The organism is Pontibacter toksunensis (assembly GCF_042686245.1).
Lineage (GTDB): Bacteria > Bacteroidota > Bacteroidia > Cytophagales > Hymenobacteraceae > Pontibacter > Pontibacter toksunensis.
Window position 1 is genome coordinate 19,296 of record NZ_JBHUOX010000001.1, and the last position, 22,508, is coordinate 41,803.

The following is a 22,508-nucleotide window of genomic DNA, read 5'->3' on the forward strand; positions in this document are numbered from 1 at the left end:
CTTATATAGATACCACTGTGTCGGTTTATGGACCGTATGTAGCCTACAAACTGCCGATAACCAATGGTGTAAAGCTTGCGAACCCAATTCAGTTGGCGCTCGGTCCGGAGGGGGTACTGTACGGGACCAACCAGACAGGAGAGGTATACTCCCTGCACGACACAAATAAGGATGGGCTGGAAGATATGGCTTTGCTCTACTGCAATGTTAAAGATGTGGGGCTGCGTTCTCCATCAGGATTCACTAGTCGTGGTGATACTATCTATATAGGCACTGCGCAGCAGATTCGCGCCTTCCTGGACAAAGATAATGATGGTAAAGCAGACACAAGCTGGGTATTCTTTGACAGCATTCCACATAGTGAACATCCCTATGAGTGGACCAACGGCTTAAGCTTCGGTCCGGACAACTGGCTGTATGCCGCGCTAAGCACCGACTCGTGGAATGCAGCGCCATCTCCCGACCCAAACGGGTACAGGGGATCTATTCTAAGGATATCTCCGAACGGGAAAATAGTAAAGAAGGCAGCGACTGGCATCCGTTCTGTCTACGGTCTGGGGTTTAACAAGTATGGCGACCTTTTTTTTACTGACAACGAAGGCGGCGGAAACCTTACAGAAGAACTCAACAGGCTGGTAAAAAACGGCTACTACGGTCACAACCATGCTAAATACAAAAATGATACTACTACTGCTCCTGAACTTAACCTGGAAACAGAGGTGGCGCCCTCCGGCATAGAGTTTAACAGCTTCGACAATTATTTTGGTGGTGCCGGGGGAAATCTTTTTGTGGCTTACTATGGACCAGGCGAGCGGTGGACACGTGGCGGCATTGGCCGTATCCATATGCTGCGGGCTGGCGACGGGAGCTATACCTACAAAGAATATGCAGTGGCCGACATACCAAAGCTCTCCGACCTGGCCTTCGGGAAAGACGGGTCATTATACCTGGCCAGCCACGGCAAAGCAGACTACTGGTATAATGCTGTGTATGAGAACGAAGGCAGCTTATATAAACTGGTGTATGATCCTGGGCTGCTGCATATGCCTGCTAAAAGTAGAAAAATGCCTGATAAAGCCTTATCAAAAAACGCTGTTGAAGCAGGAAAGCAGCTATTTGCTGAAAGAGCCTGCCTCGGGTGCCATCAGGTGGATGGTGCGACGGAGCTGTTAGGACCTAATCTCAAAGACGTGGCAAAACGGCTGACAAGGGAAGAAATTCTGGAAGAGATTCTGAAACCATCGGAAAGAATAAAACCCAGTATGATGGCCCTTCGGGTAATAAAAAAGAACGGTCAGACCATGAGTGGCAGAGTTGTCGGATCCAATGAAAATCAGCTGTCTCTCATGCTTATTGGCAACCATGTGATAGAGATCCCTGGCGATGAAATTAAAGAAACAGTGAACGAAACAAAATCACTGATGTATGAGGGGCTTCTAACCAGTTTAACAGAGACAGAAAAAGATGCTTTACTGGACTACATTGTCAGTCTGAGCGGTTCAACTGCTCGCTAGAATACTTCGCCTCTTTCTTTCTCTAGCCGGACAACGACTTAAAGAAGCATATGCAGAATAAACTGGAGTCCTTCTTTGGATGGAATAATTGGAAAAAAACTTCTACATTTTTAGCTGGGCTAAAATTAATTGCGCTGCAGGATGTTTAGAGGTAACAGTACCTCACTCAGGAATAGAAATAGTTACTAAATTGCGAACTGGTTAAGGCTCAGAAGTGGAAAGATGAATGTGCTTAAGCCGCAGGTTGTTCTACATGATATGATTGATGTGCGTAAAGTAATTATGAATAAGAACCTTCATCTGCTGAATGTATACCAGGATGATTACGTAAAGGTAGAAGTGGATGAAAATGCCAGTTTTATCTATGTAGAATGGTTCCTTCATCCAGATAGCCAGAACTTCAGGCGCATCTTTAGAAAATTGACTGATATTACGCTGGAGACCAGGAGCGCCTTCTGGTTAAGTGATGCACGGGCAATACGCTACATTGAGTTTGCCGACCAAAACTGGATGCTGAGTGAGATAGTACCCCGGCTAAAGAATAGCCAGCTTGTTAAGTTTGCGCGCCTCTCCACAGCAGAAAGTATCGCCCTGATGGATGTGGTCCGAATTTATGATATGGTGGTTAAACTGGTAGACATAGATTTAAAAGATAAGATGGAAGTTTTCACCGATAAGGAAGCTGCCCTGCATTGGCTTTTCGCAGACGCCTGATATAAACTTCAACAGAAAGACGTTTTTATACCGTTGCTCATACTCTGGCACAACAAAGTAGAACTCGAAGGACGTATAGAATAAATTTTCCAACAATCTGCCACTATCACCAAAATGAATAGCAGTTATTCCTGCAACAACCTGTCTCTCCCTGTATTATCATTTAAAAATTAAAGGCATTGGTAAAGCTGAGGTGTTCCACCACCTCTTTTGGGCAATGCTGCAGTATTTAGATTCGATTAAGCCGATGTTTTCAAAGTACTGTCGGGCGTGCCCCACTATGGCATAGGAAAGTTGTGGTAAGCGAGCAGCTATTCAAATGGCTTCAAGAGGATTGCTCACGTGATTATAATTGCCTATCGGTTATTGCAGTTATTATCAACTTCTTGAGTCTTAAAAAACAGCAGTTGGTATATGATTAGGAGCTGTTCATCTAAATTATAAGCTGTTTTGATAAATTTGATGCAACTTTTTGTATTATAATCCATCCATGAAGTATAATGGGCTGCCTCGTTGCCAGCTATAAAGTGCCTCCAAATAACGGAAGGTGGAATCTAGCATATTTCTAAAGCACCCTTAAATCTGCTTTTAACATAACACAACATTCAAACAAAGGCAGTGCAATTGTAATATTTCAAATCCGGTTTGTTTTAATAGTAAGTTAAAAGTTTATGCTATCGCTTTCATTTGAAGAATTTCAGGAGTTGCTCACGCAAAATGTACGAACGACAGAAGAAGTTAAGCCAAACGAAGGGCTATACCATACTACTTATTCTTCACAGATAAATACCCCTTTATGTAAGGGCAGCGCCTTGAACATTGTTATCAGAGAAGGGATTACTTTGATTCGGACGCAGCTCAATTTTTTGCAAGACACTACGATAGAGATGAAGTCTTTCCTGCCGCAAATTGGGTTTGGGTATTGCCTGAGCGGAAGGATGGAAGGATTCCGTCAGAATTCCCTTCCAAGAGAGGATAGCAAGTTGCAATACGCTCTTTCTTCCCGGTCAGGAATGATTTATGCCACGGCTGCCTCCCATGGTTGGATGAAACTGGACAAAGGAAAACCTTTCAAAGCCCTGTACCTGTTGTTTAGTTATCAAGCTTTCCGACAACTGATAGGAGAGCAACTGAACGCTATGCCCCAGGAATTTTTAGGAGCGATAGAAGCTGAAAATGGTTACTATTTAAGAGAAGTGAAGCTATCCTCTCAGGTAGTGGCCTTAGGAGAAGCTATATTCAACAACCCTTATAGTGGTAAAAGCAAAGAGTTTTATCGAGAGGCAAAAGTTATAGAACTCATCGCTTACCAGATAGATGAACTAACAAAGCCTGCAAAGGAGGTGAATTCGACGGGCGTGAAACTGACTGCTAAGGAAGAAAAGCTCCTTGAGTACTGTAAGCAGGTTTTAATATCTTCTCTGGAAAATCCCCCATCTTTAATAGAACTTGCCAAAGAATTGGGCATGAGTGACTATAGGTTGAAAAACGGCTTCCGCCAGCAATATGGATTAACGCCATACCGTTTTGTTGTAGATAACCGGATGATACAAGCTAAAGAGTTACTGCAGAAAGGTGAGATGACGGTAAGTGAAGTAGCCACGTCTGTAGGGTTTACTTCTTTAGGAACATTTTCCAATAGCTTTTATGAGAAATTTGGTATCCGACCCAGTGAGTTAAATGAACGTTGACATTTGTTTGTCCTGGTTTCAATTATTTTGATGCTGCATGTCATCAAAGCAGGAATACAACATAAGCCAAAGAAAGTTATTCAGAATAAATCAACCTCAATCTGGAATAACATATGGTCCGCAAAAACAGCCTACTATTGCATTTCAGGGAAACTTCTAATACTATAACGCCTCTGGAATTTACTTCTACAGCACCTGATATAAATAACAGGAACAGATGGGCAAGTGGAGGCTTAATTTCCACGCCAACAGGTATGGTAAAACTGAAAAAGCTATAAGCTGATATTTTACCATTGCACGAGAAGACTCCTTTTAAATGTAACTCCATATACAAAACTCTACTACCACAAAACTATGAACAAAGGCTGGCTGCTCTTCATCGTATTCAGTTTCTTTTTCTTCAATGCGCATGCCTTCCCTGCAGATTCAGTCATTGTAAAAAAGAGATATGACACCACGCACCTCACAGGTGAAATAAACCTGGACGGCATACCCTCTGAAGAAGCATGGGAGGCAGTGGAATGGGGCGGAGACTTCACGCAGTGGCAGCCAAATGGAGGAGAAGCGCCCTCGCAGCAAACTAACTTCAAGATTCTGTACGACGATAGGTTTCTGTATGTAGCTTTCCGGGCTCATGATATGGCACCGGATTCAATTGTGAAGCGCCTGGGGCGGCGTGATGAGTTTCCCGGCGACTTTGTTGAAATCAATATTGATTCATACCACGACCTGCGCACCGCTTTTTCCTTTACTGTTTCGGCTTCTGGTGTGCGGGGCGATGAGTTTATTTCTAATAACGGCAACAACTGGGACACCAGCTGGAACCCCATCTGGTTTGCCAAAACCAACATAGATGACGAAGGCTGGACGGCAGAACTGAAGATCCCGCTGAGCCAGCTGCGCTATGGGAACAAAGTCGATAAGGTATGGGGCATACAGGTAACGAGGCGGTTTTTCAGAAAAGAGGAACGGTCCACATGGCAGTACATCCCGCAGAATTCAGGGGTATGGGTCAGCAGCTTCGGAGAGCTGCACGGCTTGAAGAACATCCCCTTCCACCGGCAGGTCGAAGTTGCCCCCTATGTAACAGCCCAAGCCGACAAGTACAAGAAAGAGCCGGGCAATCCCTTTGCCAAGGGCTCTGACACGAATATCAGTGCGGGCCTGGATGGGAAAGTAGCAGTTACAAACGACCTAATACTTGATTTTACCATCAACCCCGACTTCGGACAGGTGGAGGCAGACCCGTCGCAGGTCCGGATAGACGGCTTCCAGAACTTCTTCGAGGAGCGAAGGCCGTTCTTCATCGAAAGCCGAAACATCTTTGATTACCAGTTAACCGGCTCTGAGGCAGGTGGGGATTATGACAGTGACCTACTGTTTTACTCCCGCCGGATCGGCAGCGCTCCACATGGCCATCCGCACCTTGAAAACGGCGAATACGCTCGGACGCCTCAAAATACATCTATTCTGGGTGCAGCCAAATTCAGCGGAAAAACGAAGAACGGGCTGAGCATTGGTATTCTCTCCAGTATTACCCAAAGGGAGATGGCCACCATAGACCTGAACCAGCAAAGGAGGGAGGAACTGGTAGAGCCACTCACCAATTATTTCGTTGGCAGGGTACAGCAGGATTTTAAGGAAGGGAATACCATCATTGGCGGCATTGTCACGAGTGTGAACCGGGAGCAGGGCCTGTCTGATTTGCTGCACCGAAACGCATTTTCCGGTGGTATGGATTTCCTGCATTACTGGAAAGAGCGCACGTGGTATGTGCGGGGCAATGTCATCGGCAGCCATGTGCAGGGGAGCAAAGAGGCAATTTTGAGAACCCAAACCGCCTTCGAGCACCTCTTCCAGCGGGCGGGGGCCAGTGAGGTGTCAGTAGACAGCAGCCGTACATCGCTTACCGGTATGGGGGGCACTGTCCGGTTCGGGAAGATAGGAGGCAAGACAGGAAAGCTGGGGCAGGTGTTACGGTTTGAGACCGGCCTGACCTTCCGCTCACCCGAGCTGGAGCTGAACGACATCGGCTTTATGCTCACTTCCAATGAGATTAACCATTTCACTTGGGCCGGTATTCATTATCAAAAGCCTTTTTCAATTTTCCGTAACGCCCGCATGAACTATAACCACTGGTCGAGGTGGGACTACAGCGGCCAGTTTCTCTACCAGGCCTTTAACTTTAACTCCCACGCCACCTTCCAGAACTTTTGGCAGGCTGGCACCGGGCTCACGTGGAACCCCTACGACATCTCCAATAATGCCCTGCGAGGGGAGTCGTCACTCCGCCGTCCGGCTGGTATTGGGCATAACGTCTATGTCACCACCGACACCCGCAAGAAGGTTTTCTTCAACCTGAACACGTTTAACTTCTGGGGGTTTGACAATGCCGTGCGGGGCAACAACTTCGGGTTATCCATTATTGCACAGCCTTTTAATGCCCTTCGGGTTATCCTGAGTGGTAATTATTCCCAGAACTGGCGCCGGCAGGACCAGTATGTGAGAACGGTCGCTATAGATGATGTTACCAGAACCATCGTAGGCGAGGTCTCGCAGAAAACGCTTCGCTTTACCGGCAGGGTGAGCTACAATATTACGCCTGATTTGACGCTGCAGTACTACGGGCAGCCGTATATTACAAGGCCGCTCTACGACAACTTTTCTTATGTATCTGACCCATTGGCTGCAGATTATGACGACCGCTTCCGCGCATTCAACCCAGGTGAAATAAGCTTCAGTGACGGTAGCTACAGCGTTGATGAAAATGCAGATGGCCAGTCGGACTATACCTTTGGCAAGCCGGACTTCAATTTTGTGCAGTTCCGCTCTAACCTGATTCTGCGCTGGGAGTACAAGGCTGGCTCTGAGCTATTCCTGGTATGGTCGCAGGGGAATACGGCCGATGCCTTATCGGAGCTCAACACACCCTTGGCAAACAGCTTATGGGACAATGCTTTTGCCGAACAATCCAGGAACAGTTTTCTTATAAAAATGACCTACCGGTTTTTAAGGTAAAAAACAAAAGGAAACTCAAAGTAAGCCATTACCTTGTACTGAGGTGGAACAGAGCGTGAGTAGCTAGCAGGTGTTATTTTATTGCATGTGTGGCGACAGCAGGAACTGTTTCCCATAGGCTTTTATTTCACTGTGCTGAAAGAAGCCTTATACTAAATTTATTGAAACTGCTATACATAGACTTTAGTCCTCGTTTCTATTACCTTCAACTAACCCTATTCTGCCTTTTGCCTAAGAGAAAGAAGGCAATAAGACAATGAATATGTCTCCTAAACCATCTAGTTTTTTAAGGAATAAGATAAGAGCAGCTCACCTTCTGCTCTAGTTGTTTTACTGGTAAACGAGCTTTAATCTTGTCTTCAAAGCTTCTTTTGGTCACATGCTTTTCTAATGCAGCATCTTCTCTCATTTCGTCACATCTATCAGGCACTTTATCACTTATAGTTGATGGTCCACCTGATGTTGGCTAATATTAACGCATCGTAAGTGCAGCAACAATATTGTTCAGCGACCATTTCGATACGCGACAACAAAATAAAACTATGAAATCTTTTACCAACAGTGCCTTCAATATGCACCCCAACGGGGTCCGGGCGCTGTAGCATGCTTCCTTCACTATCCCGGCAGGCATGTATGGCCTGCCGGGATACAATGGCGCTTTCAACTCTATCCTGAGCCGCATCCAGGCTACGAGCCGGGCGAGGGAAATATCTGATTCATTACGCTTTACGAAATTCCAGTTCCTTCGTCCCGTACTATTGCCTTCAACATAGAATCAGAGTTCTCATCAGCATTTTCATTGACTTGTTTCCCTTAAATCACCGTTTCCCCTTCTTTCGCTTAATATTTTGCTTTAATTTTGAGGGATGGGAAAGACTAGCTGCCTCTGTTTTCATATACTACTTGCCTATTTCTTGTTCGCTAACATGCCAGTTTTTGCGCAGCAACCGGTAGCCAGTGTTCCAGGCCAGCCCGATTCGCTTCTCCAGAACAGCCCTGATACCACATCCAAAACTCAGTTTCTGCTGCTTGATACTTTAAACTACCGGTTCTTTGGTGACGGGAATTTTACCCGCGGTAACATCAGCCGCAGTCTTATGGTGCTGCGTGCAGAAGTGACACTGGGAGGGCCCGTTATTTCCATTGCCACAAATCCACGTTTTACCTATGGTAAGCAGAATGGTATAGTAGCGGAACGCGACACATACGTTGACTTGTTTATTGATGTATTCAAGAAAAGAAAGACGTATGTGTTTGGCCTTGGCACCGTAGAGGTAAGCAACTTGCGGGGCATTGATTTAAGGCAGCTGGTGGGGGCGGGCATCGGCTATCGTGTACTGCAGACGGAGCGAAACAGCCTGACGCTGACAAATGCCATCATTCACGAGTCTACTAACTTTGTAGAGCGGCCCACCATCGTTACCCAGCGTAATTCTTTCCGTGTGAAAGGCAGCCATGTATTCCTGGGGGAAAGACTCAAATTTAATCACCTTACTTTTGTACAGCCGTCTTTAACTGACATTTCTAACCTGCGCTGGAACACACTGCTGTCTGTAGAGATGCCACTGAACAAATGGGTGGCTATACGCACCACCTTCTCGAATACCTATGAGAGTGAAGTAGAAGCCACACGCGAAAACAATGACACCTATCTCACGTTCGGTGTTTCACTTGGTACGCTGCAATAGGCCTCTACTCTAGAAGCAACCCTTTGGGGATCTGAGCTGAAAATGCCTCTAGAGTTCTAATGGAGGATAAAATAAATTGCTAACCGGCCTGCAGTGCTTAATAGCGGGCACAATCTAATAGTTAGGTCGGGCTTAAACCACATTGGATAAAGAGTAGTCTTTAGGATTGTTGATATTTTTTCTGTCTAAGCTGCCGTAGCAGTAGTTCATCCAGCGGTAAAGGATTTACCGTTCTATAGCTATTGCACTGTGCTCTCCATGCTGGGGTAGGGACCCTACCCCCTAAGCGCTCAACCCAAAGTCTGTAAACTCATTCACTTCGTGCCGACGAAGAGAAAAGATTTATTTGTGGAAGAATATTTATGTGGTTTGGTATCAAAGCATCTCAAGAGAAATTAAAGTTTCTCAGCACTTTCAAGGCAACTGTACAATGCTTGCAAAAGAGGTAAGCTTATTTTCTATAGTCAAAGGTCCTTAAGGCTGAAACGACTTAAACCATGGCAGGACATCGAACATCATGGGCGTTATGCTGGTTCTATGCATACCATCTGGTATGGTGATAAACTCTACGTTCGTAGCCCCCTCATCTATGAATTTATTGAATGTGGTTACGGTGGTTTCATAAAAGACGGCCTCGTCAGCAGTGCCATGGTATAGGCGGGTAGGTGATTCGGGAACCCAGTCGAGGAGGCTGTTAGAGGCCAGAGCCTCCTTTATTTCCGTCTCATCCGCAGGGCTTTGCAAGGCGGCGTAGAAGGCAGGAGTAAAAAGAGAATCAGGTGCATTGGGCAACTGGCTGTTAATTTCCTCCCGTTCTTTTGTACCATCGAAGAGTTCGGGGATAATAGACGCGTAAGGCTCCTGGAAAAAGTCTGTTAAAGGGCGGTTCCAGTCGTAAGTGATGTTGTACGATTGAACTATGAACGGAAGAAAAGCCGGATCAGCATAGGAAGGGGTGGTGGCTATAACATCCAGCATCCCCTCCAGGTCATAGCCTCCGGCACCGGCAGCCACTGCAGTTAATTCCAATTCATGCGCTGGGTTGTTTTCTATTTCCTTCTGCGCTGCCAGGGTAACATACCCACCTTCAGAGTAACCTACCAGAAACAGGTTGCCGTTGCTTTCAATGTTTTCCTGCTGCAGGTAATATTTTACTGCCTTCAGCATGTCTACAACAGCCATTGCCGAGTGCTCCTCATCGTAATAAGGGTGAAAAATATCTGACGAAACACCATAGCCAATGAGATCAGGAATAACAGCTATATAGCCTGCTGCACCAAATAGCTCGAAGCCGGAAAAGGAAACGGGAAAATTGGAAGGAGCATCACTTTGTTTGAACATAGTGCCATGCTGTGCACTCACAATTCCAGGTACAGAACCGGTGTTCTGGGGTACAGCCAGTAAACCAGATGCTTCTATTTCCTCTCCTTTATAGGTTGTATTATACACTATCTTGTAAAAGGCCACATCATGCTCCACGAAAGGAACAAAGTCTCTGAATTCCTCTTTAGCAAGTGCAAAGGCCTGTAAGGCTTCTTTGGGGTAAGTACCAATAGTGGTGGCCGAGACAAAGTATTCATTTTCTGCTGGTTGAGGATTATCGTCAGAGATCAAATTACAGCCCCACAACATGAACATTGTTAGCAGGAGGTATAAGCTGCCGGTTTTATGTATAAGTTTCATAGCTCAATCAATTTTGAGTGTTGGTGAATTGGAATCCTGATAAATAATTCCAATTTAGTATACAGCCGTTGTTGTGAAAATGACGGCTGTTCATTCTGTTTTTAGTGATGGTGGAAGAAGCAGGTGTTAATGGTGAGGAAGCAGGTGTGGAGAACGACCTGCGCCAGGGATAGAAGGTAGGAAAACAAGCGCCGAAGCGTCAGCAGCAGAATTTCCTTAAAATCAGGCGCTAAAACACGCAAAACGGAAATCCTGGGAAATGCTTTTACATACTAAGCGCAGTGAGATGAGATGTTACTACTCTGCAGGAAAGAAGCTAACAATACCATGACTTTACACTAGCAGGAGGGCAACGGAGTAAAAACTCCCCGGTTAATGCCAGGGAGCTTTAAGGACTATATAAGTTTAAGGACTATATAAGAAGATGGCATCTACTACTCTCTTTTAAATAACATTTGCCGGTAGCAGGGAAGTAGTTGAACCCAAATCGGCTTTAAATCAATTTTCTATGTCCAGTATAAGACAGGAGCATTAGGAAATCGCCTTTTAAGCTCACTCTGGAAAAAGCTGCGCAGCAGGTTCATCGTCAAGGGCGGATATACATACTTTTTTCCACCAAACTTATTGAACTTGAGTGAGCGGTTGGTTTCATCAAAATCTATGCTGGTGTTTGGGTACCACTCCTGCAAAATGGCTTTGGAACCAGGGGTAAACCGGTGGCTTATCAGTTCAAAGGTTATATCGCAAGGGAAATCGAGCGCCTGCTCCAGCCTGTCCAGCAAGTCTGTATACTGCTCTTCCCAATCCGGAACGGGCATAATGGGCGCAATCACTAGTCCTGTTTTATAACCGCCGCCACCTTCTGCTTTGGGTAATGCCAGCTTCCGGACGGCAGCCAGGCGTGCCGCAATAGAAGCTGCGCCTCCTTCCATTCTTCTGGCAATAAAGTCTGTGTTGATACTTATCCTCGGCTGTGTATTGTTGTTGTGCGGAAGAGAGAGAAGCTCGTCTACCTGGCTAAACTTAGAGACCCAACGCAGGTTCATATTCTTCTGCTCGCCAAAAAAGCGAATCGTTTCTGCCAGGCTTCCTGTCAGGTGGTCTATACCCAGCGGATCCGTATAGCAGCTCGCTTCAAAAGTGGTTATCTCATTTGCCTTCCCGTAATGCAGCAGGTTCTCTAAAATAGCTGGTAAATTAGCAAAGGCTCTGATAACCGGAGGCCCTTGCAGACTACCTGCCAGGTAACAGTACTGGCAATGTGCGGGGCAACCTTCTGCCAGGTGGAACTGCCAGTCAGCGGAGGGCGGAATAGGCTGCAATTTAAGTGCACTCGCCGGTGCTGTTACAATTGCAAGTGTGCTCTTTGCATTCCGGTACGTTTCCCGCTCGTCTGCTCCACGCAGTCCTGTTATTCTGTTATGCTTCAACTCCTGTACGGGTAGCCCCAGGCTTTTTACACGGTCGTAGATCTGCCTTCCCCATGGCTCCTCCATCGCAGCCGGTGTGATGAGCACCTGCTTCGGCATCCATAACTTAGAGGAAAGGCCCTTGGGCTTCGTGTTTTTTATCTCCTGAACTTCTTCTTCCATTATATAAAAATTTTTAGGTGTGATAGTTTGTGTTAGTGCTACTTTATCCTATCAAATTCCCCAACAGGTAGCTTTATTATCAACAAAAACACCATCTGCTTCATTCAATAGAAACAGAATATTTAAACTAACAAAATATTAAAAAATAAAGGATTTTGCATTCTGAATCATGAACATAATAAGCTGGTTAGCTGTTGTAGATATATATGCACAAACTCAACCCCTCCACTGTTTTTTATACTCCCGATGCTTTGAATGAGCGTGGGAAAAATGTCTTGCTCACTTATCCGGATGCACTTCATCAGGAAATCAAACAGCACAATCGCCTGCCCGATCTCGATGGAAATCACTATCAGGTAAAGTCAAACGTGCTGGTGCTTGGGCGGTTGAAAACGATGACGTGCAGGGAAAGTGGCCGTTCCTCAGACTTTATTTCGCCCAGCCTTGCCAATGGCTGCCTGGGCGCCTGCGCCTATTGCTATGTAGACCGCAACAAGCCTGTCAACCCAATTACTTTATTTACTAATACAGAGGAAATACTGGCAGCAGTAGACAAGCATGTTCAGAAGCAGCCCTGGCCAAAATTGCCGAACCAGACGCACGCCCGTTTCTATACCTATGACATTGGCTGTAACTCTGATGTATCTGTTGATGCTTCGCTGTCGAATAGCGTGCAGGCAACTATCTCTTTTTTCAGGCAGCACCCAAAAGCCTTCGCCACTTTTGCTACTAAATTTGTGAACCAGGAGATGCTGACTTATGATCCACAGGGCAAAACCCGCATCCGGTATAGCCTTCTGCCAAATCGGGTTAGCAAGCTGGTAGATGTGCGAACGGATAGCCTGGAGAAGCGGCTCGCTGCCATAAATGACTTTTACCTGGCAGGGTATGACGTGCACGTCAATTTCTCTCCGGTTATTGTATATGAAGGATGGCTGGAGGATTACAGGGAACTGTTTGAGCAGCTGAACCAGGTGGTGCACCCGAAGCTAAAGAAACAGATGAGCTGCGAAGTGATCTTCCTGACCCATAACCAGTGGCAGCACGAGCACAACCTGTCAATTAACCCGAAGGCGGAAGAGCTTATCTGGACGCCTTTGGTACAGGAAACAAAGCAAAGCCAGTTCGGCGGCATCAACGTGCGCTACCAGTACCAGCTAAAGGCGCAGTGGATCAGTGAATTCAGGAAGTTGCAACAGGAGGTTATACCATGGTGTGAAATTCGCTACATCTTCTAAGGCTCAGGTAACAGGTGGTGATTACGCAAGCTACTTCTATGACGTAGGATGAAATAAAAAGCCATGTAATGTGCCTAAAAAAGCCTATTTATTGAGTGAGCTTCGCCAGGTTAGCTGCGTGAAAGCCAGTGAGGTACTGGAGGTGTCTCAGGAAGAGAAAAACTTAACAGTTTCACAGTAAAAGACCTCTTTGAAGCGGTCAAAGGGAGATTGAAGTAGGAGGGAGGGCTTCTGTTGGACAATGACTCAGTGCCTGACAAGCCCTTCACAGAACCTGACACGACTGGAATGGTTGGTTATTTCTGTTCAGGCAGGCAAAATTGAACCACATTTACTTTGTGCTGCTGGCTTTTCAGAGACTGATATGGTGAAGTAAAGAGAATGTCTATACCTTAACAGAGAAAACTTTTTCTGCAAGATTAAAGAGAATTCATCTATAACTATGCGTAACTTATATTAAAATGGCTAGGGCTTAATGAGGTTCAAAGATTAGTTACAGGTATATCAGTATAGACAATGAGCACCAGATCTAGAGACCAACAAAAGAAACAGCGCCAAAAAGAATTCAAGGAAAGGAAAGAACATCAGGAGTCCCTTAAATCTGCTTCAAAAAAAGCGAAGCGCGATTCACCTGGAAAAGACGATGAAAATTGATTCGATGTCCAAAATCGAATATTAAGCCTTTCTTCTTTTTTTCAGAACATGATGCAGTTCCTCGCTTTGATATAGAAGTTTTCTTAATCTAGACAAGATTGATGTTTTAGCTTCATATCCTCCATTCTATTACCAAGCAGTAATCATGTATTCTTCTGCTTTTAACTAAGATACGCCAAAGTGATACTTATTGAATAAATAAAGCCGCTCCATTTAATTTGGAGCGACTTTTTTGCTGTAGTAGACCAAAGGATTGAATTATCGAACCATATCCACTAAGATTTATTGGAGGTGAATAGCTTTCTGCAGGTGGGAGAGGAGCAACAAGCACCCTCTTCTACAACAGCAATCAATTGCCAGTCTATCATATCATCTGTTGTCAGCAAACCCACAGGTACCAATCAAATATACCAGGTGAGAAGGCAACACACTTGCTAGTGTTTGCTAATGGGCTTAAAGTAACAGGAAAACAAATCAAGCCATCAAGAGGGTAGGCATGTGTATTCTGGAATTTTTGACACCACCTGCACCTTACTTCAAAATTTCCTCAAAAAAGAAGCATAAATTGATGATACTATGAAAGTACTAATCATTGAGGATAACAAAGAGCTTGCTCAGAACATCAGGGATTTTCTGCTCCGGGAGGGATACCTATGTGAACTCTGTTTCTCTTTTGAAGAAGCAGAGGATAAACTGGTGTCCTATTCTTACGATTGCATTGTACTGGACATTATGCTGCCAGACGGGAACGGGTTGAACTTGCTCAGGCAGATCAGGTCCGAAAAAAATGAAAGCAGCGTCTTAATTATATCAGCTAAAAACGCCTTGGATGACAAAGTTCAGGGACTAGACCTGGGGGCGGATGACTATATCACTAAACCTTTCCATCTTCCGGAACTACATTCCCGTTTGAAAGCTATTTACCGGCGCAAATTCCTCCGGGCAGACAACACCATCATCTTCCACGAGATCAGCGTAAACGCCGACACCATGGAAGCAAAAATAAACAACACGCTCCTGGACCTGACCCGGAAAGAGTTTGACCTGCTGCTTTACTTTCTGACCAGCAAAAACAGGGTGCTGAGCCGCCAGGCTATTGCCGAGCACTTGTGGGGCGACTACACCGATAACCTGGACAACTTTGACTTTGTGTACCAGCATGTGAAGAACCTGCGCAAGAAAATCACCTCATCTGGTGGCAAAGATTACATAGGCACCGTGTACGGATTGGGGTATAAATTTGACACAAGCCAATGATGAAGCTAGCCAAGCTAAAGCTAATCGATCAGTTAACCCTTTGGTTTCTTCTCGTAACTGCGCTGGTACTGTTGGCTGGCGGTGTCATTGTCTTCCACGTTGTGCAAAGGGAGATCATCCGGGAAGATGCCCGACGGCTCCAGGACACGGTCGAGTTGTTGGCCAGGAACCTGCAGGAAGGTACTGAAATAGAACAGCTGGATGGGTATCAGGTAAACATTGAAGAACTGGACCCGGCAGCCCGGGAGATTCCCCTGCATGTCAAGGACACGGTGGCCTGGTTTCCTCCGCACCAGCATGATGAGCGGGAGTTAAGGGCAGTGGCTTCGTATAAAATCAACAACAGGCACTATCAAATCACCGCCTCCAATTTAGTGCCCGAGCAGGATGAAATAGCGGACGGAGTTGTTCAGTCCCTGGGCTGGACTTTTATTCTCCTCCTGGTTCTGGTCGGGCTGCTGAGCCGGTTTCTGTCCTGGAGAATACTTTCTCCGTTCAACCAGACCCTGCAGGCAGTCAGGTCTTTTTCCTTGGCAAAACAAAGCCCGCTTCGGTTTGGCTCGACCCGAACAAGAGAATTTAAACTGCTGAATCAGTTTCTGGAGAAAATGTCCCGGAAAGCAGTGGCCGACTACCGCTCATTAAAAGAGTTTACCGAAAACGCTTCGCATGAACTGCAGACACCCCTGGCCGTCATTCGGGGAAAGCTCGAGTTATTGATGGAAACGGAAATCAGCGACAGGCAGGCCAGCCTTATACTGGCAGCGCATGAGGCGGTGGAGAGGCTCTCTAAAACCAATCAGGCCCTTACCTTGCTCACCCGGATGGAGAATCAGGAGTACAAGTCCACCAGTCTGATAAACCTCAGTACGCTCCTGCAACATGCCTTGCGTTCCTATCAGGAGCTCTTCCAAATGAAAGCAATCGATTTAGAGACCGAAATAGAGGAAGAGGTAGAAGTAAGACTAAACGCTGCATTGGCAGACATTCTGCTTCATAACCTGATCAGCAATGCCATTCGCCATAATAACCAGGACGGCAGGGTAAAGGTCACTTTAACGTCTGCAAGGCTTCTTGTTCAAAACACAGGGAAGTCGCCTCAGTTACAACCAGAAGAATTATTTCACCGCTTTAAAAAAGACAACCAAAGTGCTGATTCGATAGGGCTTGGCCTTGCTATTGTAAAGCAGATATGTGATCTGAACGGCTTTGAGGCGAGTTACCAGTACCAGGAAGGGTGGCATATGCTGGAATTGCTTTTCATTCCTCCTTCCCGGAAGATGTCCGAAGCTGCAGTTTAAAAACAGCCTGTTGAAGAGTAAGTCTTGAAACTTCAAAATTGCTATAAAGTCTCTTGCTTTATTTGACTAAAGATAAGTGGCGGACTTTAAATAAAAGGAATTATGAAGCTCAGATCAATATGTGGTTCCCTTCTTTTGCTGTTAATGTTCCCTGGCTGGCTTCTGGCACAAACAACTGCGGAGAATACTTTTTCTATCAGAGGCTCTTTGCTCGATGAGCAAAACAAGCCCATCCCTTTTGGGAACATTATCCTCTTTCAGGAATCAGACTCTAGCCTTGTGCGTGGCACCAACTCAGATGAGGCAGGAAGATTTGACTTGGCGGCTAAACCTGGGGAGTATTTTCTGAAAATCACTATGATCTCTTACCAGGAAAAAATCATTCCTGATGTGAAAGTGGTGAATCAGCATTTGCTGTTGGGCACCCTGCGACTGAAGCCCGGCACCACGCTGCTGGGAGAGGTGGTGGTACAGGGAGAGAAGAGCCAGATGGAGCTTCAACTGGACAAAAGGGTTTTCAATGTAGGCACAGACCTGAGCAACATTGGCGGAAACGCTGCGGAAATATTAGACAATGTGCCTTCCGTGTCAGTAGATGTAGAAGGGAATGTCAGCCTGAGAGGAAGTCAGAATGTCCGCATTCTGGTAGACGGGCGACCATCGGGGCTGACGGGCATCAGCAGTCCCGATGCACTGCGTCAGCTTCAGGGTAACTTAATAGAAAAGATTGAGGTAATCACCAATCCTTCTTCCCGCTACGATGCCGAGGGCGAGGTGGGGATTATAAATATTATCCTGAAAAAGGAAAAAAACGACGGCATCACGGGCTCTTTTACCGCTACAATGGGTCACCCTGCCAACTACGGGGGCTCGTTTGATATCAACTACCGGAAAAAGAAGATGAACCTTTTTTCCAGCTATGGCATCAACTACCGGTCAAGGCCAGGTTCCGGTTCTTCCTTTCAGGCTTTCAACAGGAGCGACACGATTTTTTCCTACACTGAAACAAGCCGGCGAAACAGGGGAGGGCTCTCTCATAATCTTCGGGTGGGTATGGATTATTACCTGAACGAGAAAACTATCCTGACGGGCTCTATCCTTTACCGTAGGTCTGATGGGCGAAATACTTCTCAGTTTCGATACGAGGATTTTGACCGTTATGGTGACCTGGTTGGGACAACGCTTCGGGATGAACGGGAAAGGGAGCCCGAGAACAATACGGAGGCGGCGCTCAGTTTCCGGAGGGAGTTCCAGCAGGAAGGCCGCGCCTTCACGGCTGACTTTAAGTGGATAGAGAGCGATGAAGATGAACTCTCCACCTTCCGGGAAGGCGACCCTGCCGGAACAAGAACTCTAAGGCAGCGCTCGTCTAACACCGAAGATGAGCGGAACCTGTTATTCCAGGCTGACTACGTGCATCCTTTTGGGGAAAGAGGAAAATGGGAAGCAGGGGTCAAATCAACAGCACGCGTGTTGCAAAATGACTTTCTGGTAGAGCAGCAGGAAGGAGATGAGGGATGGACGGTGCTGTCTGCCTTTGACAACAACCTGATATACCGCGAAAACATACACGCAGCTTATTTGATGGGCGGAAGCCAGTTCGAAAAGTTTTCCCTGCAGGCAGGCCTGCGGGGAGAATTCTCCGACATTACCACGGAGCTGCCGGAAGTAAGCCAGGTAAACCGGCGCAGGTACTTTAACTTGTTTCCGAGCGCGCACCTTTCCTATGAGCTCAACAAGCTCCAGTCGCTGCAACTCAGTTATAGCTACCGGCTCAGCCGTCCAGGTTTCAGGGAGTTACTGCCGTTTTCGGGCTATAGCAATGCCAGATCACTGATGACAGGAAATCCGGACCTGAATCCGGAATACACCCACTCGATGGAAGGGGGGTATCTGCTGAACTGGGAAAGCGGCTCCCTGCTTTCAAGCGCTTACTACCGTTATCGGACCGGGGTCATTCAGCGGATCACCATCGTGGATTCGGTTGGGTTCAGCCGCATTTACCCGGTCAATCTGGCCACCGAGAATGCCTATGGGCTGGAGTTCAACCTATCAAGCACTTTGCAGAGTTGGTGGAACCTGAATGCCAACTTCAACTTTTACAGGGCCATAACCGAAGGCTTTCATCAGGACAGGCTTTTGGAAAGCGACACTTACACCTGGACGAGCAGGGTTACCTCGAAGATGACCTTCTTCAGGCAGTTGAATTTTCAGGCTGGGCTGAATTACCGCGGTCCCAGGCAGATTCCCCAGGGCCGGGAACTGGCGATGTATGCCATAGACCTGGGACTGTCCAAAGATGTGCTGAAAGACAAGGGCACCCTCACCTTAAGCGTACAGGACCTGTTAAATACCCGAAAAAGGAGAGTTATCATTGAAGAGGAAGGATATTACGCCACTTCCACTTTCCAGTGGAGTGCCCGACAGGTCCTGCTTACCTTTAACTACCGGTTGAACCGCAGCAAAAAGGAAGTGCGCGGCCGTGAAGACATGGAGGAAAATGAGCCGGACAACTAAGATATATTTAAAACCAGTTTTTAATTCATTTCTTAAATTGTTAATTTGAACATGAAGTCACTATTTGCTACCAGTATAAATCCCTCAAAGGTCCACCTGGCCCTGCTGCTGCTTCGGGTAGTAGTTGCCTGCACCATGCTCTTCCATGGCATTCCGAAACTGGAAAAATTACTATCCGGGGATTTCACTTTCGGTGATCCAATAGGAATAGGCAGTGGTCCTTCCCTGGTTTTGGCTGCTTTCGCTGAATTTGCTTGCTCTCTGCTAATCTTCATAGGCCTTGGAACCCGTTTAGCCACCATCCCTCTCATTATCACGATGCTGGTAGCTGCTTTCATTGCGCATGCCGATGATCCCATTACCGAAAAAGATTTGATACTACTATATCTGATTGTTTATAGTGTGCTGCTACTCCTGGGTAGCGGCAAGTACTCTGTTGATCATATGCTTCGTAAACACAGTACCGTTAAAGCTACGGCTTCAGTGTAATTGGAAGATCTTAATGATTTCATCAGTTTCTTTTATCAACTAGATTAATCCTGTATTGCTAAGAATAAACTTATGAGGAGTTCAACGACTGTAGTTATTTCCAATAAAACAAATCATGTTCACCAGGAACGACTGTAGAGCAAGCTAACGGTAAAGTGTATGAGTAGTGGCAGATTGTGTGGTAGTTTCCTCTTAAACCGCTACACAGTTTGAACGGGCTGCAAACCTTAATATTTACTAATTTTCCTGCCGTTACTTAAGAAAATGTTAGGTCTTATATTCTTTTCTTCATTGTTTGATAGAATATTTCAGTAATTCATTTTTGTTTTTATTATAATTATCTATACTTCCATTAATTGGAATATTTACTTTGACTGAACCAACAAGTGCCCCAATACCAGCTCCACCAATTGAAAACGGAATGCCTGTGATTAGAGCTTTTTCACCAGCAGTTAAACGAAAACAAAACCAAGTACCTTGAGGGCAAGGTGGATCATCTCCAGATATTAAACCTATCAAACCTCCGACAGCAAATCCTGTAATTGCCCCAGTCAATATTCCCCTTCCAACACTGTTTTTTCTTCTGATTTTGATTGTCTCTATTTCATTAATATTAAATTTCAAAGTTTCAACTCTATCTGTAGAATAATCCTTAATTGCTACAGAGCTCGAAACTAATATTGAAGAATCTTTAATTTCATATAAAACACCCTCAGTTTGGAGCGGCTTATTATTGAAAGTAATCCATGTTCTATAGATCTTATTCTTTTGAATATTGTCCTGTGCATTTACTGAGTTAAGAAAGTACAATACTATCATTGCAATTATACTGAAGTACTTCATAATTTTCTGATTTCAATGATATCCAACTACCGGATATACGTGAATATCGCTAATCTGCACTATGTGCGAAGATGGGCTGCTTCATTCCTGTGGTGGAATTAATCCTTTTAGCAGCTATTTTACTTTTTTCGTCTACTTATCTTGCTTCTTCAATAGAAGCAATTTTGCTAGAATACTTGCTTCCTACACTTTATAGAAGAAGCCTGCCGGTGCTGTCAAACCAGAAGACCAATGACTACATCAAGGAGCTTGGGGAGCTGGTGGGCCTGGACGAGCTGACGAGCATGACCACCCGCAGGGGGGGTGAGCGGCTGGTGGATACACGCCCTCAATATGAATACCTGACCATGCACGCGGCCCGTAGAACGTTCATCACTATATCCTTGGAGGGTGGCATGCGGGCCGAGGTGGTGAAGAAGGTCTCCGGCTACACCAACTACCAGACCTTCAAGAAGTACATCAAAATCACTGACACTGTGAAGGAGCTGGAGCGCGTGTGGGAAAGCGCGGAGAAGGAAGCCGAGCTGCAGCCTCAGGTAAGTGAGTAGAGAAGAAGTTTAACAGCACTATGAAGGTTTAGAACTAAGGGAGGCAGCAACAGCTAATCTCATTTCCTGTCCGTATCGGGTTCGCTGCCGGAAGCTAGTTCTGATCGCCCCCGGTAAAGGGTACGAAGACTACCGGCAGCAGGCTTTTGGTCACTGTTTTGCCCTTCTTTTTTTCTACCAGCGTCAGAATCTGCGTCTTGGAAGGGGAGCCGACCGGGATGACCATCCGGCCTCCCTCTTTGAGTTGCTCGATCAGGGGAGGAGGTATGGTTTCGGCAGCGGCGGTAACGATAATGGCATCGAAGGGTGCCTGTTCGGGCCAGCCTTGGTAGCCGTCGGATACCTTCACGTGTACGTTGTCATAGCCCAGTTTTTTAAGGCGTTCGGCAGCTGATTGTCCGAGCTCCGGGATGATTTCGATGGTGTATACCTCCCGCACGATCTCCGCCAGCACGGCCGCCTGGTAGCCGAAGCCGGTACCAATCTCAAGCACTTTCATCCGGGGAGTTGGCCGGAGCACTTGCGTCATGTAGGCTACGATATAGGGCTGTGAAATGGTCTGGCCGGAGCCAATGGGCAGGGGATTATCTTCGTACGCTCTGTCGGCCAGCTCCGGGGGAACAAACATATGCCGCCTGACGGTGCGCATAGCGTTGAGCACGCCCCTGTCGGAGATGCCCCGCTTTTCGATGGTGTGCTTCACCATCATTTCTCTTCTTTCCTTGTGAACCTCCTCCTGAACCGGAAAGAAAAGCAGCAGTAACAAAAGCAGGAGGGAAAATGGTAATACCATAGCCAGAATTTTTCAGGTAGGAAGGCAACCTATCAAAGCAAAACATCCGCCAGCAGCGTACCAGGTATCCTTGTTTTATACCTATACGGGCGGAATTTGTTCTGGTGATTGGTGGGCAAGGAGTCATCTGAGAAAGCAGTGGCAGAGCCTGTTAAGCCGGTGGGTATAAACTCAGGTATAGGTCCGTCTATAATAGAAGACATCGGATACAGGCAATATAGAAGATCGTAGAGGACAATCAGCGGGCAGTTTCGGAGGTGGCAGGGGTATCAGTCCCATGCTGCTCATCCCTTTGTTCCGGCTCCTTTTCTCGAAAGTGTGGCTGCATTGAACGATCTGAGACGGTTAGTGCAGAATAAGTATGCAAGATGATGGTTGTCAGGGAAGGTTATAGAGTATGGCTTAGGAGCATTCACTAACATCTTCAAAGCTATATTTATTTGCACATCTGCAGGAATGTTTAGACAATAGGTAGGATGAAAACATGAAGAAATATTGTAAAAATAAATGCAAAATATTTTTTTAAATTAGAATATAAGTTGCCTTTATGAGCAACTGTAATTAGCCTGCATGGAAAAGTCAAAAAAGCACCATTACGTTCCTCAATCTATCCTTAAAAGTTTCAGTATCAAGGCTAAGCAAAAACAAATCTACGTTTTTGATAAAAAAACTGGAAAGTCATTCATATCATCAGTTGTAGACGCAGCCATTGAAAATGATTTCAATACTATACTGTCAGGTGAATTCAAATTCAATTTTGAGCCATTCTTTGATCAAAATGATAATGAAATAAGACACATCATCAACAAGATGAATAGTAGTAAGGCTGTTTCTAACCTAAGCATTGAAGAGAGGGTGAAATTATGCAGGGCTGCCGCAATGCAGCTTTGTAGGACCAAAATGTTTAGAACAACTATAATGGATGTTGTAAGCGAAAAGTCCTTTCTAGCATCCTGAACATCTTTTTA

At 45.9% G+C, this 22,508-nt stretch carries 17 protein-coding genes; 12 read left to right on the top strand and 5 right to left on the bottom strand.

Annotated elements, in window-relative coordinates; all coding sequences use genetic code 11:
* Nucleotides 1-17 precede the first annotated feature (17 nt).
* The 5 genes from ACFS7Z_RS00080 (at nt 18) to ACFS7Z_RS00100 (ending at nt 8,625) form a co-directional block, all read left to right on the top strand.
* Nucleotides 18-1,514: a DUF7133 domain-containing protein gene (locus ACFS7Z_RS00080; RefSeq protein WP_377478993.1), complete on the top strand. Its 1,497-nt coding sequence runs from the start codon at nt 18-20 to the stop codon at nt 1,512-1,514.
* 222 nt (nt 1,515-1,736) lie between these two features.
* Nucleotides 1,737-2,228, top strand: coding sequence for a hypothetical protein (locus ACFS7Z_RS00085; RefSeq protein ID WP_377478996.1), 492 nt, complete (start codon nt 1,737-1,739; stop codon nt 2,226-2,228).
* Nucleotides 2,229-2,899: 671 nt separating this feature from the next.
* A complete protein-coding gene (locus tag ACFS7Z_RS00090) occupies nt 2,900-3,919 on the top strand; it encodes a helix-turn-helix domain-containing protein (protein WP_377478999.1) in 1,020 nt (339 codons plus the stop codon).
* Nucleotides 3,920-4,273: 354 nt separating this feature from the next.
* The gene (locus tag ACFS7Z_RS00095; protein ID WP_377479002.1) at nt 4,274-6,937 is read left to right on the top strand and encodes a DUF5916 domain-containing protein; all 2,664 of its coding nucleotides are present in this window, start codon (nt 4,274-4,276) and stop codon (nt 6,935-6,937) included.
* Nucleotides 6,938-7,863: 926 nt separating this feature from the next.
* Nucleotides 7,864-8,625: a DUF481 domain-containing protein gene (locus ACFS7Z_RS00100; RefSeq protein WP_377479005.1), complete on the top strand. Its 762-nt coding sequence runs from the start codon at nt 7,864-7,866 to the stop codon at nt 8,623-8,625.
* 474 nt (nt 8,626-9,099) lie between these two features.
* On the opposite strand, the gene ACFS7Z_RS00105 is transcribed toward ACFS7Z_RS00100, so the two are convergent.
* A complete protein-coding gene (locus ACFS7Z_RS00105; protein WP_377479007.1) occupies nt 9,100-10,308 on the bottom strand; it encodes an alpha/beta hydrolase family protein in 1,209 nt (402 codons plus the stop codon).
* Between the two features lie 506 nt (nt 10,309-10,814).
* Nucleotides 10,815-11,900 (bottom strand): spore photoproduct lyase family protein, encoded by a 1,086-nt coding sequence (locus ACFS7Z_RS00110; RefSeq protein WP_377479010.1) that lies wholly within the window; start codon nt 11,898-11,900, stop codon nt 10,815-10,817.
* 206 nt (nt 11,901-12,106) lie between these two features.
* Here ACFS7Z_RS00110 and ACFS7Z_RS00115 point away from each other — a divergent pair, with 206 nt between their 5' ends.
* From ACFS7Z_RS00115 to ACFS7Z_RS00135, 5 genes are all read left to right on the top strand, one after another.
* A complete protein-coding gene (locus ACFS7Z_RS00115) occupies nt 12,107-13,138 on the top strand; it encodes a spore photoproduct lyase family protein (RefSeq protein ID WP_377479013.1) in 1,032 nt (343 codons plus the stop codon).
* A 1,230-nt stretch (nt 13,139-14,368) separates the two neighbouring features.
* Nucleotides 14,369-15,049 carry a response regulator transcription factor gene (locus ACFS7Z_RS00120; protein WP_377479016.1) on the top strand — a complete coding sequence of 227 codons (681 nt, stop codon included), beginning with the start codon at nt 14,369-14,371 and terminating at the stop codon, nt 15,047-15,049.
* The gene (locus tag ACFS7Z_RS00125; protein WP_377479019.1) at nt 15,046-16,350 is read left to right on the top strand and encodes a sensor histidine kinase; all 1,305 of its coding nucleotides are present in this window, start codon (nt 15,046-15,048) and stop codon (nt 16,348-16,350) included. The genes ACFS7Z_RS00120 and ACFS7Z_RS00125 overlap by 4 nt, the downstream gene beginning before the upstream one ends.
* A 102-nt stretch (nt 16,351-16,452) precedes the next feature.
* The gene (locus ACFS7Z_RS00130; RefSeq protein WP_377479022.1) at nt 16,453-18,867 is read left to right on the top strand and encodes a TonB-dependent receptor domain-containing protein; all 2,415 of its coding nucleotides are present in this window, start codon (nt 16,453-16,455) and stop codon (nt 18,865-18,867) included.
* Nucleotides 18,868-18,918: 51 nt separating this feature from the next.
* Entirely contained in the window at nt 18,919-19,356 is a 438-nt protein-coding gene (locus tag ACFS7Z_RS00135) for a DoxX family protein (RefSeq protein ID WP_377479025.1), read from the top strand.
* A 288-nt stretch (nt 19,357-19,644) separates the two neighbouring features.
* On the opposite strand, the gene ACFS7Z_RS00140 is transcribed toward ACFS7Z_RS00135, so the two are convergent.
* Nucleotides 19,645-20,199, bottom strand: coding sequence for a hypothetical protein (locus ACFS7Z_RS00140; RefSeq protein WP_377479027.1), 555 nt, complete (start codon nt 20,197-20,199; stop codon nt 19,645-19,647).
* 164 nt (nt 20,200-20,363) lie between these two features.
* On the opposite strand from ACFS7Z_RS00140, the gene ACFS7Z_RS00145 reads away from it, so the two are divergent.
* Nucleotides 20,364-20,747, top strand: coding sequence for a hypothetical protein (locus ACFS7Z_RS00145; protein WP_377479030.1), 384 nt, complete (start codon nt 20,364-20,366; stop codon nt 20,745-20,747).
* A 94-nt stretch (nt 20,748-20,841) separates the two neighbouring features.
* On the opposite strand, the gene ACFS7Z_RS00150 is transcribed toward ACFS7Z_RS00145, so the two are convergent.
* Nucleotides 20,842-21,540: a protein-L-isoaspartate(D-aspartate) O-methyltransferase gene (locus ACFS7Z_RS00150; RefSeq protein WP_377479034.1), complete on the bottom strand. Its 699-nt coding sequence runs from the start codon at nt 21,538-21,540 to the stop codon at nt 20,842-20,844.
* A 32-nt stretch (nt 21,541-21,572) separates the two neighbouring features.
* Nucleotides 21,573-21,743 carry a hypothetical protein gene (locus ACFS7Z_RS00155; RefSeq protein ID WP_377479036.1) on the bottom strand — a complete coding sequence of 57 codons (171 nt, stop codon included), beginning with the start codon at nt 21,741-21,743 and terminating at the stop codon, nt 21,573-21,575.
* 367 nt (nt 21,744-22,110) lie between these two features.
* On the opposite strand from ACFS7Z_RS00155, the gene ACFS7Z_RS00160 reads away from it, so the two are divergent.
* Entirely contained in the window at nt 22,111-22,497 is a 387-nt protein-coding gene (locus tag ACFS7Z_RS00160; protein ID WP_377479040.1) for a DUF4238 domain-containing protein, read from the top strand.
* Nucleotides 22,498-22,508: the final 11 nt, after the last annotated feature.

Bases quoted from the DNA above. Each gene is read 5' to 3' on its own strand.
- ACFS7Z_RS00140 (WP_377479027.1), bottom strand. From the start codon at position 20,199: ATGAAGTACTTCAGTATAATTGCAATGATAGTATTGTACTTTCTTAAC.
- ACFS7Z_RS00150 (WP_377479034.1), bottom strand. From the start codon at position 21,540: ATGGTATTACCATTTTCCCTCCTGCTTTTGTTACTGCTGCTTTTCTTT.
- ACFS7Z_RS00110 (WP_377479010.1), bottom strand. From the start codon at position 11,900: ATGGAAGAAGAAGTTCAGGAGATAAAAAACACGAAGCCCAAGGGCCTT.
- ACFS7Z_RS00105 (WP_377479007.1), bottom strand. From the start codon at position 10,308: ATGAAACTTATACATAAAACCGGCAGCTTATACCTCCTGCTAACAATG.
- ACFS7Z_RS00100 (WP_377479005.1), top strand. From the start codon at position 7,864: ATGCCAGTTTTTGCGCAGCAACCGGTAGCCAGTGTTCCAGGCCAGCCC.
- ACFS7Z_RS00090 (WP_377478999.1), top strand. From the start codon at position 2,900: ATGCTATCGCTTTCATTTGAAGAATTTCAGGAGTTGCTCACGCAAAAT.
- ACFS7Z_RS00115 (WP_377479013.1), top strand. From the start codon at position 12,107: ATGCACAAACTCAACCCCTCCACTGTTTTTTATACTCCCGATGCTTTG.
- ACFS7Z_RS00155 (WP_377479036.1), bottom strand. From the start codon at position 21,743: ATGTCTTCTATTATAGACGGACCTATACCTGAGTTTATACCCACCGGC.
- ACFS7Z_RS00130 (WP_377479022.1), top strand. From the start codon at position 16,453: ATGAAGCTCAGATCAATATGTGGTTCCCTTCTTTTGCTGTTAATGTTC.
- ACFS7Z_RS00135 (WP_377479025.1), top strand. From the start codon at position 18,919: ATGAAGTCACTATTTGCTACCAGTATAAATCCCTCAAAGGTCCACCTG.
- ACFS7Z_RS00085 (WP_377478996.1), top strand. From the start codon at position 1,737: ATGAATGTGCTTAAGCCGCAGGTTGTTCTACATGATATGATTGATGTG.
- ACFS7Z_RS00095 (WP_377479002.1), top strand. From the start codon at position 4,274: ATGAACAAAGGCTGGCTGCTCTTCATCGTATTCAGTTTCTTTTTCTTC.
- ACFS7Z_RS00120 (WP_377479016.1), top strand. From the start codon at position 14,369: ATGAAAGTACTAATCATTGAGGATAACAAAGAGCTTGCTCAGAACATC.
- ACFS7Z_RS00125 (WP_377479019.1), top strand. From the start codon at position 15,046: ATGATGAAGCTAGCCAAGCTAAAGCTAATCGATCAGTTAACCCTTTGG.
- ACFS7Z_RS00160 (WP_377479040.1), top strand. From the start codon at position 22,111: ATGGAAAAGTCAAAAAAGCACCATTACGTTCCTCAATCTATCCTTAAA.